Annotated in this window: 14 protein-coding genes; 8 read left to right on the top strand and 6 right to left on the bottom strand. The window is 45.6% G+C overall.

Annotation, left to right across the window (positions count from 1 at the left end; genetic code table 11):
* Positions 1 to 51 precede the first annotated feature (51 nt).
* Together WBJ53_RS28220 and WBJ53_RS28215 are read left to right on the top strand one after the other, a co-directional pair.
* Positions 52 to 2,148, top strand: a complete 2,097-nt coding sequence (locus WBJ53_RS28220) for a carboxy terminal-processing peptidase (protein ID WP_338872540.1) — start codon at positions 52 to 54, stop codon at positions 2,146 to 2,148.
* An 82-nt stretch (positions 2,149 to 2,230) separates the two neighbouring features.
* Positions 2,231 to 2,470 (top strand): hypothetical protein, encoded by a 240-nt coding sequence (locus WBJ53_RS28215; RefSeq protein WP_338872538.1) that lies wholly within the window; start codon positions 2,231 to 2,233, stop codon positions 2,468 to 2,470.
* Between the two features lie 7 nt (positions 2,471 to 2,477).
* Here WBJ53_RS28215 and WBJ53_RS28210 read toward each other — a convergent pair whose 3' ends face one another.
* A complete protein-coding gene (locus tag WBJ53_RS28210) occupies positions 2,478 to 3,869 on the bottom strand; it encodes a phosphoesterase (RefSeq protein WP_338872536.1) in 1,392 nt (463 codons plus the stop codon).
* A gap of 161 nt (positions 3,870 to 4,030) precedes the next feature.
* Here WBJ53_RS28210 and dnaG point away from each other — a divergent pair, with 161 nt between their 5' ends.
* Positions 4,031 to 6,052, top strand: a complete 2,022-nt coding sequence (gene dnaG, locus WBJ53_RS28205) for a DNA primase (RefSeq protein ID WP_338872534.1) — start codon at positions 4,031 to 4,033, stop codon at positions 6,050 to 6,052.
* A gap of 172 nt (positions 6,053 to 6,224) precedes the next feature.
* On the opposite strand, the gene WBJ53_RS28200 is transcribed toward dnaG, so the two are convergent.
* Positions 6,225 to 6,611, bottom strand: coding sequence for a hypothetical protein (locus WBJ53_RS28200; protein WP_338872532.1), 387 nt, complete (start codon positions 6,609 to 6,611; stop codon positions 6,225 to 6,227).
* A 231-nt stretch (positions 6,612 to 6,842) separates the two neighbouring features.
* Between WBJ53_RS28200 and WBJ53_RS28195 the strand changes: the two genes are divergently transcribed.
* The gene (locus tag WBJ53_RS28195) at positions 6,843 to 7,538 is read left to right on the top strand and encodes a response regulator transcription factor (protein WP_338872530.1); all 696 of its coding nucleotides are present in this window, start codon (positions 6,843 to 6,845) and stop codon (positions 7,536 to 7,538) included.
* Positions 7,539 to 7,545: 7 nt separating this feature from the next.
* Here the strand turns inward: WBJ53_RS28195 and WBJ53_RS28190 are convergent, their stop codons facing one another.
* On the bottom strand, positions 7,546 to 8,583 hold the full coding sequence (locus tag WBJ53_RS28190; RefSeq protein WP_338872528.1) for a LytTR family DNA-binding domain-containing protein: 1,038 nt from the start codon (positions 8,581 to 8,583) through the stop codon (positions 7,546 to 7,548).
* A gap of 179 nt (positions 8,584 to 8,762) precedes the next feature.
* On the opposite strand from WBJ53_RS28190, the gene WBJ53_RS28185 reads away from it, so the two are divergent.
* Positions 8,763 to 8,933: a hypothetical protein gene (locus WBJ53_RS28185; RefSeq protein WP_338872526.1), complete on the top strand. Its 171-nt coding sequence runs from the start codon at positions 8,763 to 8,765 to the stop codon at positions 8,931 to 8,933.
* 12 nt (positions 8,934 to 8,945) lie between these two features.
* Positions 8,946 to 10,061, top strand: a complete 1,116-nt coding sequence (locus tag WBJ53_RS28180) for a hypothetical protein (protein WP_338872524.1) — start codon at positions 8,946 to 8,948, stop codon at positions 10,059 to 10,061.
* A 101-nt stretch (positions 10,062 to 10,162) separates the two neighbouring features.
* On the opposite strand, the gene WBJ53_RS28175 is transcribed toward WBJ53_RS28180, so the two are convergent.
* The 3 genes from WBJ53_RS28175 to WBJ53_RS28165 all read right to left on the bottom strand — a co-directional run bounded on the left by WBJ53_RS28175 (position 10,163) and on the right by WBJ53_RS28165 (position 13,350).
* The gene (locus tag WBJ53_RS28175) at positions 10,163 to 11,725 is read right to left on the bottom strand and encodes an Rne/Rng family ribonuclease (protein WP_338872522.1); all 1,563 of its coding nucleotides are present in this window, start codon (positions 11,723 to 11,725) and stop codon (positions 10,163 to 10,165) included.
* Positions 11,726 to 12,118: 393 nt separating this feature from the next.
* Positions 12,119 to 12,982, bottom strand: a complete 864-nt coding sequence (locus WBJ53_RS28170) for a tetratricopeptide repeat protein (RefSeq protein ID WP_338872520.1) — start codon at positions 12,980 to 12,982, stop codon at positions 12,119 to 12,121.
* Positions 12,983 to 13,047: 65 nt separating this feature from the next.
* The gene (locus WBJ53_RS28165) at positions 13,048 to 13,350 is read right to left on the bottom strand and encodes an HU family DNA-binding protein (protein ID WP_338872518.1); all 303 of its coding nucleotides are present in this window, start codon (positions 13,348 to 13,350) and stop codon (positions 13,048 to 13,050) included.
* Positions 13,351 to 13,524: 174 nt separating this feature from the next.
* On the opposite strand from WBJ53_RS28165, the gene mutY reads away from it, so the two are divergent.
* On the top strand, positions 13,525 to 14,580 hold the full coding sequence (gene mutY, locus WBJ53_RS28160; protein ID WP_338872516.1) for an A/G-specific adenine glycosylase: 1,056 nt from the start codon (positions 13,525 to 13,527) through the stop codon (positions 14,578 to 14,580).
* Positions 14,581 to 14,654: 74 nt separating this feature from the next.
* Positions 14,655 to 15,206, top strand: coding sequence for a single-stranded DNA-binding protein (ssb, locus tag WBJ53_RS28155; RefSeq protein ID WP_338872514.1), 552 nt, complete (start codon positions 14,655 to 14,657; stop codon positions 15,204 to 15,206).
* Positions 15,207 to 15,237: the final 31 nt, after the last annotated feature.

Here is a 15,237-nt window from a genome sequence, read left to right as displayed (position 1 = left end):
CATTCACTCAATCACTCATTCACTCATTCACAATTAATCTGGGTAGTGTAGATGAAGAAGTATCTGGTGACCCTTTTGCCCGTGCTGATGCTGAGCTTTCAGCCGGATTCGCCTTCTGGAGCGTTCACTCCGGGCAATGCGCTGTCGAACGTGGCGCAATCGTCGGACCCTGCCGATGAACTAAAACCTACTGTCTCTCAGGAGAAAGTAGAATCGCTGGTTGCAAAGCTGCTGACTACGTACCATTACCGGAAAGTGCGGCTCAACGATTCACTCTCGTCGGTTGTATGGGACAATTATCTTAAAGAAGTAGATAACAGCAAAACCTATCTGCTGGCGTCAGACGTAGCAGCTTTTGAAAAATACCGGTACCAGATCGATGATGCCCTGGTGAATGGTGACCTGACGGCCGCTTACGATCTGTATAATGTGTTTCGTAAACGATATCAGGAACGGAGCGATTTTATTAAGGCTCAACTGAAAAAACCGTTCTCTTTCACGGCTGATGAAACCTTCAACACCGATCGGGAGAAAGCAGCCTGGCCCAAAACGATTGAAGAACAAAACGAGCTTTGGCGTAAAATCCTGAAAAATCAGGAACTCGAACTACGCCTGGGCAACCGCAAAGACAGTGCTGTTGTGGCGCTGATGTCGCAGCGGTATGCCAACCTTGATAAGGCAATTAACCGCATGAAGAGCGCCGACGTATTTCAGATGTATATGAACTCGTTTGCCGAAGCGCTCGATCCGCATACAAACTATCTGTCGCCATCGAATGCTGACCGGTTCAATCAGGAAATGAGCCAGTCGCTGGAAGGTATCGGTGCTATGCTACGGGAAGATGGCGACTATATTCGGGTTACGGATGTGCTGCCGGGAGGTCCTGCCTTTAAAAGCAAACTGCTCAACAAAGATGATAAGATTGCCGGTGTAGCCCAGGGCGATAATGGCGCTATGGTGAATACAATGAACTGGCAGGTCGATGATGTGGTCAAACTGATCAAAGGGCCGAAAGGTACGGTTGTTCGTTTGCAAATTATTTCGCCAAATGCACTGGCCGGAGCTCCTCCTAAAGAAATTCGACTGGTGCGCGAAAAAATAAAACTGGAAGAGCAACGCGCTAAGAAAGAGGTTATTGAACTAACAGATAATGGACGCCCATTCAGAATTGGTGTAATTAACATTCCCATGTTCTACCGCGATTTTGAAGGAGCCCGTAAGCGTGAAGAAGGCTTTAGCAGCACTACCAGCGACGTTAAGAAGTTTGTAGAAGAGCTGAAAGGCGAAAAAGTTGACGGTATTGTCATCGATCTGCGCGATAATGGAGGTGGTTCTCTGACCGAAGCAATTAACCTAACGGGTTTGTTTATTCCGAAAGGCCCCGTTGTTCAGGTTCGCGAATCGACTGGCGAAACGGAAGTTTATACCGACCCAGATCCCTCTGTAACCTACGACGGGCCAATGGCAGTTCTGGTGAACCGGTTTAGCGCATCGGCATCCGAAATTTTTGCCGCTGCCATTCAGGACTACAAGCGTGGTATTATTGTAGGTGGTCAGACTTTCGGTAAAGGAACGGTGCAAACCCTGATCGATTTGAATCAGTGGCTGCCTAAAGAACCCGAGAAGGTAGGTCAGGTGAAAATGACAATTCAGAAGTTCTATCGCATCAATGGCAGCAGCACCCAACATAAAGGGGTTACGCCTGATATTGAACTTCCATCAGCATTTTCGGCCGAAGAATATGGCGAAAGCTCTCAGCCAAGTGCATTGCCCTGGGATCATATTGGATCTACTCGTTACGAGCAGTCTCATGCGCTCGACGACAAAATTTTAAGCCGTTTGCGCGAACGTTTTGAACAACGCCTTAAATCGGATCCAGAAATGAAGCAATTGACACAAGATCTGGCCGATTTTAAGAAGGCCAAGGAAAATACAGTTGTGTCGCTTCAGGAGTCGAAACGTCGGAAAGAGCGCGAAGATGCAGAACGGAAACGGGCTGCTGCCAGCAAGGTTTCGCAGATCTCTACGCCAACCGATGAAACAGGAACGGCTAATGCACCGAAGAAGAAAAAAGACCTGTATCTGAACGAAGCAGGACTAGTACTGGCCGATTATATTCTGGCTGCCAATGTAGCTGTGAATAAATAGTAGCTCTGTCGTTATAAGTAGAAAAACCCATACAACGAACTGTTGGATGGGTTTTTCGTTTTATGAAAAAACGAAAAGCGTAATGTGGTATTTTCTTGTGAGGCAAACGGTACCTGAAAGCAGTCAGTATCAAAAATTGCAGAAAAAAGCGATCCTGACCGAGGTAGAATTATTTAATGAACCTTACGAAAACTGGTATGTCTTTACGGTCGAAAGAGAGAGCTACGTGGCCTTTATGGACTATTTAGACCGTGAAGGAATCGATTATGATCTCACATCCGACCGACCAACACGGCAGGACTTGCTGCTGAAAATGCGTTAGTTATCGGCTATTTGTTCCATTCCAGCGCATTTATGTTTGCGCCAATCTTTTTGCCTTCCGTTAGCCCGGTTTCATTATCCTGCCGGGTATGAATATTTCCGTAAAAACGCGAATCGGCCGACTCCTGAGCGGCTGCTGCGAATGAGGTAAACGTACGGGCTTTGAATTCAACATTACGTTGTGCGTCTTTGACCCGGCCAACGTGCGAATCGTCGACAAACGCAAATCCTTCGCCATAGAGATCTGTCATAACGGTGGCTGCGGCCGACGATTGAGTAGCATGACCAGAAGGATAGCCCGGAAATGGTGGAGCTGGCCAGAACGGAACCCAGTTTGGGTCGATGGCTAGTCGCCCATAGGTGTAGGGACGTAGATTATTGTACGTAAACTTGCAGCGCCAGCATAGAATAAATGCATCGGCTACGGCAATGCCTGTGCGTGCAAAGGCTTCGGTTGCCCGTGCCAGATTGCTTTGGGCGGTCTTGATGGCAATATTGGCAATGCTATAGGAGTGACCTGGCGGAGTGAAAGTATCGGTTGGGTTATCGGCCCACCATACGGCAATCTCTTTTTCGGTTTGGGTCAGATTTTTAGACTTTGTGTAAACATCCAGATACTGCTGGAATATGGCCGATTTAACATCCGTTGAGTAAGGTAGCGGCTTCGGCATTGGCAACAGGTCGTTTGCCTTTACAAATGTCCGGTTTTTTCCCCAGTAGGGTTGCATTGGGATCTTCTGTCCATTTTCGGTGGGCTGCCAAAGTCCGGGACCTGTTGGTACTACATAACTAGCCGGGAAATTTCGGGAGTAGCCTTCATGCCCACCGTCGGTTTTTGACCACTCAAATAAGGCCGATGCTATTTGCTGGCCAAAGGTGATCGAACGCTGGTTAATGGCGTCGTCTGTGTCTTTAAATTGTGTCAGAAGTACCTGTTCGAGCGAGTCGACACGAGCTTTGTTGGCGGCCGATGTAGTTGGATATAGGTCGCGGATGATTGCTGCCTGGGCTGCGTTGGCACTTAGTGCCCAGTTGTAGGTCTGACCCGATTCCGGTTGTGGTAAGGCTGGAAGTCCCTGAAGCTGTCCTCCCAATGATTTTCGGTCAGCAATACCCGCAACCACAGCTTCATACATTGCTAAACCAGCATAGCCTAAAGCGCGTGAAGCGACTGGGGGCGAAAAGCCAGGGGTTGTTTGGGTTAGCTTAAGCTGAAGAGTTGCCCATTGAGTGGCAACATCATTGCCATATTGGTCGGCCGGTTTGCCTAAAGCAGCGCCTGGTTGAGTAGGATCGATTGGCTGTTTATGACAGGCGGCCAGGAGCAATAATATAATAAAAGTTACCCGTATTCCAGATCCATTAATCTGATTCAACTCTGAGGGTAAATGATTTTTCATATAGTAAACCAGACGATGTCAATAACTGAAAAAGTTAGCTATATCTACTTTAGCAAAAACGCTGCCAAAGAAAAGAAGCTTTGGCTTTTATGGCGTATAATATACTCGATGGGTCAAGTTTCGGCGTAACTTTGATATCTATTGTCTATTTGTGATTTGGCATGCGTATACCCGAAGAGACTGTTGACCGCATCAGGCAGGCTACTGATATTCTGGAAGTAATCAATGATTTTGTTTCGCTCAAAAAGCGAGGAAGCAATTATATTGCCTGTTGCCCTTTTCATAATGAGAAGACCCCATCTTTCAATGTCAATCCAACGCGGCAGATTTACAAATGCTTCGGCTGTGGCAAAGCAGGTGATGCGGTCCGTTTCGTGATGGATATTGAAAACATTGGCTATGGCGAAGCACTCCGCTATCTGGCAAAAAAATATGGTATTGAAATCGAAGAACAGGAACAAACTCCCGAAGATTTGCTTCGGCAGAATGAGCGCGAGAGTTTGCTTATTGCCCTGAACTTTGCTAAAACATTCTTTCAGGAAGCATTACTTCAATCAGATGAGGGTAAAGGTATAGGTTTGAGCTATTTCCGGGAGCGGGGCTTTTCAAATCCAACTATTGAAGCCTTTGACCTGGGCTATAGTTTTGACCAGTGGGATGCGTTGTTGCAGGAAGGGGTTCGTCGTGGCTATAGCCGAGAGATGCTTGAAAAAGCAGGACTTATCCTGATCAAAGAAGGAGGTAAGGTATTTGATCGATTCCGGGGGCGGGTTATGTTTCCGATCCATAATGTTTCGGGGCGGGTAATTGCCTTTGGGGCGCGTATTCTGAAAGTCGATAAAAGCCAGCCCAAATACCTGAACTCACCCGAAACCGCGGTTTATCATAAGAGCCAGGTGCTATATGGCATCTATCAGGCAAAACAGGCTATCCGGCAGGAGGATGTCTGTTATCTGACAGAAGGCTATACGGATGTAATTTCGCTCCACCAGGCTGGCATCAAGAATGTAGTTGCTTCGTCCGGTACTTCACTCACTACCGAACAGATTCGACTCATTGGCCGCTTTACGCAGCATGTGACCATCTTATATGATGGCGATGCGGCTGGCATAAAAGCGGCTCTTCGCGGTCTGGATATGGTTCTCGAAGAAGGACTCAATTTAAGGCTGCTGCTGTTACCCAACGGTGAAGATCCTGACAGTTACGTACATAAGGTAGGGGCCGAAGATTTCAAGGCCTATATCAGAACAAATTCTCAGGATTTTATTGATTTCAAAGCAGGGCAATGGCTTGCCGAAGCTGGCGACAATCCACTTCGGCGGGCCGAAGGAATCTCCGATGTTTGTGCCAGTATTACAAAAATACCGGACCCGCTCAAACGACAAACCCTTTCTCAGCGAGTTGCCCAGGTCTTTCACGTAAGCGAACAATCAGTGATTTCCGAAATTAACCGATTGTTGAGGAAACAGCAGGACCAAAGCCGAAAAGACTCTGAGCGGCAGCGTCAAACTCGGCAAAGCGGTACGCCTGCCCCCGAGCCCTCTGCCGATGACCTGAATGCCTTATTTGCCGACGCTGAGATTGACTCATCGGAAAGCGTAAATAAATCGGTATGGGAGCCCGATGAACGTGTTAAGCCCGTTAAAACCCCTATATCTTTTCAGGAGGAAGAATGTATCCGATTATTGATAAACTACGGGGCTCGTGAGCTTGAACCAGGTATAACGCTCTGTCAGTACATACTCAGTGAGCTTCATGAAGTAGATTTTCAAACTGCGCCGTATAATCTTATTCTTACCCTGTTTCGGGAAGCCTACAGCCGGGGCGAGATATTGACTGCGGGTGATTTTTTGAATCGTCCTACAGCCGATGAAGTTGATTTCCAGCATCACACAATTCATCTGACAACGCCCCGCTATGAAATCAGTGATGGCTGGCTAAAGCATGAAATATATGTGCCCTCGGAAGAAGAAATAAGCATCTTAGCCGATGCTGCTTATCGGAATATTTTGCGAATTAAGAAAATGCTGGCAGAGCAGCGTATGGCAGATCTACAGCAGCAGTTGCGTGACCTGAGTAGTAAATCGCCCGAAGAAGCAGACTTACTACTCACTGAGTTTATGCATTACAAACGCATTGATGTAGAGATTTCGCGCTTATTAGGCACTGTTATATCGGGCTGATGTAGGTACATCCTGTACGTTGATCTTACTTTGTTTATTTTAAATATAAAACCTATGGTTTTTATATTACCGCTTATTATTATAGGAATAGTAATTTTTTACTATAATGACCATAAAAAAAGTTCCTCAGAGTTCTGAGGAACTAACCTTTATCAATAGGGGGAGGTGAACACTATGCTTGAGCTACCGATTTGGCATTTAGCAATTCGGCATCGATTTCCCGGTTTAATTCAGCCAGCAAACGAGTATGCGAATGAAGTTGTCCGGGTTTTGAAGGCTGAGCTGAACGACTGGCCTTTTGCCCTGTCATATCCAGCATAAGCGTCATCAATACATCACTCATGTGATGACGCAGTGTAATGAGTTTTCGTAACCGTGAGCGGCTAGCACCACTAGACCGACGGCGGTCGGCAACCTGAAGAGAATTGATGACCTCAGTGAGTTGGGCATAGCGATGATGAAACTGTTCAGTCGCTTCAACCCATTCCATAATTATAGTTTGTATTTCGGCCGAAGAAGCTTCGTAGGCGGACGACAATGTTTCTTGCTGGATCATCATAAACTCGTTTCTGAAATAGAAGACAATTAGCTGATGACCAAAAGTAGTATGCTATTATAAGGTAAAACAAGCTGTTTTGCGTGAAATCACCATTTCTCCGGACGAAATCACCCATAAAGAATATGCCATTTAGGTGATTTCGTCCGGAGAAATGGTGATTTCAGTATTGAAGTATTGCTTGAACTCAGCTTTACATCGTAGATTCAACCACTCTTTTATGTATCAGCCGATATGAATCAGTCAGCTACAGGCCAGGAACCTACAAAAAACTTTGCTCTTCGTCGTCGAGACTTTTCTATTCTTGTTGCACAATCGGAAGTATTTACCTGCGAGGTGCTTAGCCAACTGTTGAAGGAACAGGGGTATAATGTAGTAGGACGCGCTGTTGAAATGGAAGATACGCTTCAACAGATTCGGGTAAAACGACCGCAATGCGTAATTCTGGAATCAGAAATTTCCGGACAGCGAAGTTTCGACATCGTGCAGGAAATGCGGGCATCGAATTATCAGACCAAATTTATTCTTTATACCAGCAAACCCGATTTTCGAATGGTCGCCAAAGCGATGCAGATGGGTTTTTTCGGGTTTTTATATGCCAGTGATGGCCTGGACGAGCTATACCGGTGCTTCCAGACAGTGAGTAATGGTGGTTGTTATTATAGTAATGGTTTCATGAGTTTGCTGAAGAATTTCGGAGTAGAAGTTCTTTCTGATGCAACTCGTGAGGAGCTGAGCCGGCTTTCAGAACGGGAAAAAGAGGTATTACGGATGATTGCTAACGGAGCAACTGCAACTGAAATAGCCGATCAGCTTGGAATTAGTTACCGAACGACCGTAAATCACAAAGCACATATTGCCAAAAAGCTGCAGTTGGATAGTTGCCGCCAGTTGCCTCGTTATGGAATATCTGTAAAAAGCTATTTATAGCGATCAACTAGCTTGCCAGCATAAATGGGTCGGGAGAAGTGTCTGCATAAGGAGTTTGAGCCGCTCCATTGCTGGTACTTCCTTGAAGCCATTCGCGAAATTCCTGCATCCGAGCGCGAGGAACCACTATTTCGTGTCGATCTGGTGTGTTCAGCCGAACAATATATTTGCCATTTTCCCAGTATGCATAGTTCAATACAGCCTGCCGATTGACAATATAGTCGCGTTTTATACGGAAAAAACGATTTGGATCTAAATCCGTATCCAATTCATTAAGGGTTTTACTAATTAAATATTGCCCTTTGTCTAATTGGGCGTAGTAATAACGTTCTTCAATCGTGAAAAAGTAAACATCTTCGACTGGAAAGTCTAATTCGCCATGCTGGTTTTTCCCTTTGAGATGCGATAAATATGGTGACGGCTGATTGGGGGCAGACGAATTTTGGGCGGCAAGCGCTGCTTTGGCATTCTCTACTGCCAGCGCTGCCTGATTTTCAGCTTCTTGCTGAGCTTCCTGACGCTGTTTAAAGTAGTCAGAAATAAGCGAGATGTTCGCAATGAAATACCCAATTAATAAAATGGGAATCAGGTATCTGAAATAGATATTGATTGTAAAAGTACCAATCAGGTACTTTTTTACATAATGTGTAAACGAATAATCCGGAAAGGATTCTAACAGAAAGCGAACTGTTTCTGTAATCGGATTGAAAACGAAGAATGAAAATAAGAGGATTGGCAATAAACTTAATTCATATCGGCTAATACCGCGCAATGTGGCCGGGACCGAATCAATTTTAAAATGATTATGATATTGATTTAATAAAGACACCAGTATGTAAGCTGTACATACTTCTGGCAAGATCATTGCCTTAAACAACGCAGTTACATATGGGACAAGACCACCATAGTTAGATAGTTTTGCAAGTTTTGCCGAGTATGCCGATGTCCACGATAATACTTCAAGAAGCAATACTAAGGCAAGCAAAATGCCTATTGCATACTGTGGCTTTTTCAAAAAAGTTCTAGTCAGCTGTATTGCTTTCATGCTCCTTTAGCAAAAATCAGGACTAAGTTATTAGTAAATATTGACTAATCCAACATGAGATATTGAGACTTTTCTTCGATTGAGTCCCCTGGCAGGCTGCTCTAATTTTGTATCAGTCAAATGACACAAACAAAAAGCCACTCAGGCAATTAACAATCGATCTAAAACAGAAAAGTCACATGAAAAAGCAATTCGCCATCAAAGCTGTACAGAATCAAAAAGGTATTATTTTATCGGCTGCTAAGAGAGAAACTGCTAATATTATGAAATTTATGAGCGATGATAAGCCTTGCTGCGATGTCTGGAACGTATTTCAAGGGCAGGCTCCTAAGACTACTTTTTCACTCTAATATTAACAGACTATGCCATCCGCACGAAGTCTTTATAAACAGGAGCTGAATCGGTGTCGTGATCATTTCAACCAGATCAACTTGCAGAAAGAACAAGGGTATCTGATGAAGTACACCACCTTTTCCGCAAATGTTGAGAATATCATACCAACCATCCCGCGCAGTCAGCATGAAGCTATGTTTCAGGAACTGCTATTGCAGCGAATGTTTACAACATTCGACCAGCAGTGCCTGACTGCGGGGGATTTGGTTAAAATTCGAGGGTCGGAAGATCTGTTGACAAATGAGGATGGCCCTAAAATTTACTGTACCTATCACCTGGGGTCGTATAGGTTATTGACCAGTGTATTGTTTCGTAGGGGTGTCGATTGTGTTTTGCTGGTAGGCAATAATATGAATCGGTCTCAGGGCGATGATATGATTGAGCATATTGACGCTCTACGTAAAAAACATGGTCTGACAAATGTTTTCCGTGTTGTTGAAACGGGCCATCAATCGGCTGGCCTTACAGTGCTGCGGGAGTTAAAGGCGGGGCGATCATTGATTGCTTATGTTGATGGAAGCCCCGAAACTGCCCCTCAGCCTGGCGAAGAAGATAAGTTTTTGCCGGTGCCACTCGGCAACCGTCGGGTGCTGACCCGTAAGGGGGTGGGTTACCTCTCTCATGCTACCGGAACACCCATTGTTCCTGTGGTAAGCTATCGGCAGGCCGACCTGACTAATGTACTACATTGTCTGGATCCAATTCGGCCAATCCGCCAGAGCGATCGGGATATGTATTGCCAGGAGGCAATGATTCAGCTTTATCAGGCTTTTTGGCCTTATTTGAAGCGATACCCGGCTCAATGGGAGGGATGGACGTATATTCATTCATTTTTGGAGCCGGAGAAACCAAAGCAGGGGCAGTTTGCTCATTGGCCCGCACGACCAACGTTCAATACAGACCGTTATTCGATTTGCGATCTTGAACAAACGCCTATTTTATTTGATCGTAGGCTATATCAGACCTATGAAATTACGGAGGATCTACGTGATCTGCTTCTTAACATCAACTCGGTTGATTCTGTAGAAGGGCTTGTCGGAAAAGAAATGTTCGGTGAGCTAATGGAAATGGAGGTTCTCCATTAAGACATTCATGAAAAATCAATGGCCCAATTCAAATTTATTTGAGTTGGGCCATTGATTTTTAGGGCGTTATAGTAAATCTGTTAAAGAATTTATTGAGTTAACTAGGCTACGCTACTAACTTCAATTTCTTCGCCGGATTTATTGAAGAATTTAAAATTAACAATCCCCAGCGAGCTGTCCCGAATTAGCTTTATCCAGGTTTTATACTTAAAAAACCATTGCATCTGTCTGGAAAACAGTCCTTTGGTATAATACGCGTATAAAAATGGGTGCATAGAAATTGAAATACCTCGCTCATTCTGTTTGGTCAGAATATAATCGAGATTATTCTCAATAACGTCAGTTACCAGAACACTTGCCTGAATGGTACCTGTTCCGCCACAAGTGGGGCAAACTTCACGCGTAACAATGTTCATTTCTGGCCGAACACGTTGGCGTGTAATCTGCATCAGACCAAATTTTGTTAGCGGCAGTATTGTAAACTTCGACCGGTCAGTCTTCATTTCATCGCGCATGATGTCTTGCAGAAGTTTTTTGTTTTCTGCTTTCTTCATGTCAATGAAGTCAATGACAATGATACCGCCCATGTCGCGCAATCGAAGCTGCCGGGCTATTTCCTTGGCCGCTTCACGATTCACACTAATTGCTGTAGCTTCCTGATCTTCTTCAGAATTCGATTTATTACCGCTATTGACATCAATAACGTGTAATGCTTCGGTGTGTTCTATGATCAGATAACCACCGCCAGGTAAACTTACCGATCGTCCAAAGAGTGATTTAAGTTGTTTTTCAAGCCCCAGGGCTTCAAAAATTTTTGTCTTAGCATTATGAAGCTTGACAATTTTCTCTTTGTCAGGGGCAATTGTGTGAATATACTCCCTAATCTCTTCATACGACTCGCGCGTATCTACAGTAATGCTTTCGAACGATTCGTTCAGCATGTCGCGTAGTATCGACGATGCTCGGTTCATCTCGCCCAGCACACGATCGCGGGGTTTGGCTTCAGAGAGTGCTTTTACGGCCTGCTCCCATTTGGCAAGTGAGTTCTGAAGGTCGCGGTCTAGCTCTTCAACATCTTTGTCCTGGGCAACAGTCCGTACAATAATGCCGAAATGTTGTGGTTTCAACGACGACATAAGCCGGAGAAGCCTCGACCGTTCGGCACGGTCGGTAATTTTCTTTGACAAATTTACGCCGTCTGAAAACGGCACGAGGACCAAATAACGGCCCGCAATCGATATGTCGCAGGAAAGGCGTGGACCTTTGGTTGAGATGGGTTCTTTTACCACCTGAACCAGAATGGGAGCATTTTTCGTCAGTACCTTATCGATTTTCCCGATTTTTTCGATAACAGGCTCCAGTTTAGTACTATTGAGCCGGCCGGTTGTGACGCGCTTGGCGATTACATCTTTAACAAATTTATTGAGCGAATTAATATTCGGGCCCAGATCCTGGTAGTGCAAAAATCCATCTTTCTCATGACCTACGTCGACAAAAGCCGCATTAAGGCCCGATGAGAGTTTTTTGACTGTTCCTAAGTAAAGATCGCCAACGGTGAAGCTGCTGTCTAACTCTTCTTCGTGATATTCCAGCAATCTCTTGTTTTGCAAGAGTGCAATACGATCACCTTTCTGAGTAGAACTGATAACTAATTCATTACTCACAAGATGAATGAACGGTTAAGAATGGCTTTATAAAAAAAAGAAGCCACGTTCGGGCTTTACAGACCGGCACGAGGCTTCAAAATAAGTTGGCAGTTGCAGTCTACAGTAGACAGTGAAGCAAGTTGGCAAGCAACCTCTCTGACTGCCTGCTGCTTACTGCGTACTGCCTACTATTTCTTCTTATGCCGGTTTTTTCTAAGCCGTTTCTTCCGCTTGTGTGTCGCAATCTTGTGACGTTTCCGTTTTTTACCGCAAGGCATAGTATGCAATACTGTTTAATGGTTGAAAATATATGTCGGCTGGCCACTCGGCCAAGCCCAAAATATCAGTTAACGGCAATCAGTCAGCAGCATATAGCGTTCCATAAACTGCTCCCTGTTTGCTGATTACTGTTCATTGTGAAAGCCGTTCCTCATATTCCTGAACTGCGGCCAGAATCTGAGGATCTTTTTCCTGCTTTTTCACCTGAGCAAATATCTTCCGGGCTTCTTCTTTCTGCCCCGATTCGGCCAGGCTGACACCCAGGTAGAACCGTGCTTTGCGGCTCGCCGGATTGGTAACCAATATTTGACGAAAGCGCTCAACGGCACGTTCATACTGACCTGACCGCATTGAAAGTAACCCTAAGTTGAACAAGGCCAACTCATTTGTCGGATCTTGCTGCAGAACTTCACGAAGAAGCATAATCCCCTGCATTGGTGTATCCGTACTGACATACGTCATTGCCATATTGGCTTTGGCTGCCAGCAGATTCGGATTCTTAGCAAGGGCTTTCTGATAAAAATCCCGGGTTTTCTGGCCCAGCGTTGCTGTTTTCTTTTCATCGACAGCGAATGTGTAGGCTTCGAAATACGCATCGCCGGCCTGAAGCAAATTCGGTTCTGTTGGTTGTTCAGTAGCGATCAAATCAGCATAGTAAGCCGCACTGTCATACTGAGTCACTTCCCGAAAGAAGGTAATTAACTTACCGCCAGCAGTTTCTTTCTTTGCCGAATTAGCCGCAAAAAAATCAGCTTTCAGCGCCTTTAATTGTTTCTGCTGTTCGACCGACAACGGTTTTGCATGAATTGCCGTCTCATCGGGCGTACTGGCAGCGGCCCCTGGCTGAGCAGCCGATGATGATTGCGTCGTGCGACTTCCCGGCGCTGAACTACTCAATTGCTTACTTTCGTTACGCACAACAACCTTAGGCAGGCTATATAAACCTGCGGTTAAGGCCGTAGCCAAAACGATAACCAGAAGCACTGATTTATTCATGGGAAGTTAGTCACGTCGCAACAATCGGGGATGACTTGCCCAGCCGTTAGGGACTGCTTTTTTGTTTACTCAGCCGCTACTTTTGCTCTGTCGCTGGTTTTTACTTGTTCAACAAAAACCTTGGCAGGTTTGAAGCTCGGGATGTAGTGCTCGTCGATCACCATAGCGGTGTTTTTCGAGATGTTCCGGGCTACTTTCTTGGCTCTTTTCTTGTTAATGAAACTGCCGAACCCTCTCACATAAATATTCTCTCCCTCGGCCAACGAGTCTTTAACCACCGAAAAGAAGGTCTCAAGGGTGTTCGTCACCTCGGCCTTATCGATTCCGGTCTTATCGGCGATCTCTGCAATTACGTCTGCTTTCGTCACGACTTCTTAAACTTTAACGTTTACTGTGTTGTTGAAAATTCGGGTGTCAAAAATGGGAGCACAAAGGTAGAGGTTTCTAAGAAATTATAAAAACTCTGCGCCCCTATTTTCCTGATCAACGACGCTTTTTCTTTTTTTATTTTGAATTGGCAATCAGACCTTAACGAAAATGAAATGGTATTTGTACCTAGTCTGGAACGCTGGTACGAGCACCATAAACGCGATTTGCCGTGGCGTCATACACGCAATCCGTACCACATCTGGTTATCCGAGGTTATTCTGCAACAAACCCGTGTAGCGCAGGGAAAACCGTATTATGAGCGTTTCATAACGGCCTATCCTACTATTCAGGATCTTGCCCGTGCCGATGAGCGCGAACTGCTGCGGTTGTGGCAGGGACTTGGGTATTATTCCCGTGCCAGAAACTTACATCAGACGGCTCGTTACATAACGGATCAATTGGCCGGAAAGTTTCCTGAAACATACCATGACCTCTTGAAAATGAAGGGGATAGGTGTTTATACGGCTGCCGCCATTGCTTCGTTTGCCTTTAGTGAACGTGTTCCGGTGGTGGATGGAAATGTATATCGGGTGTTGGCACGGATGTTTGGCATTGAAGAAGACATTACAACAACTGGAGCCAGGAAAACATTTGCTGCATTAGCCACCCGGCTTATGCAGCATGCCAATGATCCGGCTACCTACAACCAGGCCATTATGGAGTTTGGAGCAATTCAGTGTACACCTGTTGCTCCCGATTGTTTGTTATGTCCGGTTCAGCAACAATGTGTGGCCTACCTGACTGGGCAACAACATCGGCTGCCGGTTAAAGCTAAAAAAGCGCCCGTTCGGGAGCGCTTTTTCCAATATCTGGTTTTTAGAAACAACAACCAGCTCGCTATGCGTGAGCGAACAGACCGCGACGTGTGGCAAAATCTGTACGATTTTTATCTATTGGAAACTGATGAGCCTAAAACCGCGTTCCGAGAACTGCTGCTACCCGATACTGTGAACGAATTGGCTTTTCAGGGCGTTCTGGCGTCTGTGCCCACCGAGGCAATGCAGCTATTGTCGCATCAGCGAATTCGGGCGGTTTTTTATCTGATCGACTTGCCTGATACGTTTTCGGGAAGTTTGCCTACGGGTTTTAAATGGTATTCTATGGCCGAAATCAGCCATCTGCCAAAGCCCGTTTTAATTACGAACTATTTAGAAAATACGTTTGGATAAGTGCGTTTGTTTCAGTATCTTTAATCTCTTTAATCCCCACTTATTTATCATACGTAAATAACAAAACACAGCGCATGGCAAGCCTTAACAAAGTAATTATTATTGGTAATGTCGGCAATGATCCCGAGGTCCGTTATCTGGATGGAGGATCGGTTGTTGCCCGGTTTAGCGTTGCCACTAATGAACGATATACAACTCGTACTGGCGAACAGGTTGAATCAACTGAATGGTTCCGGGTTGAAGCCTGGAACGATCAGGCAAAAACAATTGAAAAATATTTACGTAAAGGGCAGCAAATTTATGTAGAGGGCCGTTTACGTACCGAAACCTATACGGATCGGGAAGGGAAAGAACGATTTTCGCTGGGTGTTCGGGCAACGACATTCCAGTTTTTAGGTGGCCCTAATGAGCGGCAGGATGGCGGATCATACGAAGCGCCTGTTCAGCAACAGGCTGCCCCGGCCCCACCGCGCCAGCAAGCAGTTCCTCAGTCAGCCCCGGCTTCACGCCCGCAGGCAGCCGCCGAACGGCCTCGGCAACAGCCAGCCGGAACATCTGACCGGCGCCGGGAGCCCGACCCCGTACCTTTTGAGAGCAACAGTGGCGACGATGATCTGCCGTTCTAACTACTGGAGGCTCTATTGTTGAACGAGATCT

Origin of the sequence: Spirosoma sp. SC4-14, from assembly GCF_037201965.1 — a bacterium.
Classification (GTDB): Bacteria; Bacteroidota; Bacteroidia; order Cytophagales; family Spirosomataceae; genus Spirosoma.
Note: the sequence above shows the minus strand (reverse complement) of the source record. Positions and strands in the feature narration are given on the sequence as shown.